The 553-nt window shown below is 40.5% G+C and carries 1 pseudogene; it reads right to left on the minus strand.

Features of this window, described 5'->3' with window-relative positions:
* Positions 1 to 553 (minus strand): annotated as a pseudogene (locus tag ACFINR_RS09605) (autotransporter outer membrane beta-barrel domain-containing protein); the annotation flags it as partial.

Genomic DNA, 553 nt, shown 5'->3' on the forward strand with positions numbered 1-553 from the left:
CACCATCTGCATGAAGCCCATTATTTTCAGATGTTACTATAACATTATCATTTAAAGTAATTGTGCTGCCTTGCTTGGCTTGTACCTCACCGCCAAAGGAACCGCCGTCCGTTACCGTTATTTGGGAATTATCATTAGCCAAGAGAGCCTTTTGTGCGTTCTTAACGGTGATATTTTTTAAAGTAACCGTGCTTTCCTTATCAGCACTTACACCTGTGGTTATCGGTTTATCATTGCTGCTGCTTGTTATCACGACATTTTCTAACTTGTTGTTGTCACTCTTGCTGTTTTCAAAAGAAGCCCCTGTCTCGGAAACAGTGATAGATCCTCCTGTCATTTGAATGACACCACTGTTTGCTTCAAGTCCGATGATAGCCTCTTTAATGGTTGCATTATCATGCAAATTAATCATGCTGTTAGGACCAATGGATTTTGCGCCAGTTCCTTTGTTATCTGTGGTGAGAGTGATATCTGTGACATCAATATATCCGGCATTTTCTGTCAACAGAGCACTTTTTTGCCCTTTTACAGTTCCTCCAGTCATTGTGATTTT

It is taken from the genome of Bartonella sp. AP19HLJMH (genome assembly GCF_042196245.1).
Taxonomy (GTDB): Bacteria; Pseudomonadota; Alphaproteobacteria; order Rhizobiales; family Rhizobiaceae; genus Bartonella.